The sequence below is a fragment of the Pseudomonas sp. I2 genome (assembly GCF_040984075.1).
Lineage (GTDB): Bacteria > Pseudomonadota > Gammaproteobacteria > Pseudomonadales > Pseudomonadaceae > Aquipseudomonas > Aquipseudomonas guariconensis_B.
Map to the genome: position 1 here is coordinate 1 of NZ_JBCGFQ010000157.1, position 447 is coordinate 447.

Annotated in this window: 2 protein-coding genes; both read left to right on the forward strand. The window is 56.8% G+C overall.

Features of this window, described 5'->3' with window-relative positions; all coding sequences use genetic code 11:
- On the forward strand, positions 1-181 hold a 181-nt coding region (locus tag WCE05_RS26015; RefSeq protein ID WP_368816841.1), incomplete at its 5' end, for a hypothetical protein.
- On the forward strand, positions 182-447 hold a 266-nt coding region (locus tag WCE05_RS26020), incomplete at its 3' end, for an MbeD family mobilization/exclusion protein (protein ID WP_057172438.1).

Consider the following 447-nt stretch of genomic DNA (forward strand, 5'->3'; position numbering starts at 1 on the left):
GTATCAGGGGGAATTGATAGCGGAGCGGCAAGCCACTCTCCAAGCCTTGGCAGAGAAGGGCGGCAAGCTAAAGCTGACCCAGTGCGGGAAGAAATTGGAGCACCTTTGCGTGCAGATCTCCGACCCCAATCCAACCGTTTGGGGGAAGGATACCTATTGGATCGTGCCGAAGGGGTACTAAATGACGGGATTGGAGCGGGAATTGCTCTGCGCGTTCGAGGCTTTGCAGAGCGCATACGAGCAGCAGCACAAGGCATGGCAGGAAAGCTACGCGAACTTGGCGAGCATGTACGAGAGCACCAAACAAGAGGCCGAGATCAGCAGGGCAGCAGCAGAGCGATTGACGAGGCAGGTGAACGGCTTAACGCAGCAAGTGGACGGCTTGAGCAAGCAGCTGGAGGGCTTGACCGGGCTAGTCAGCAAGTTGCAAAAGAAAGGGAACACAGG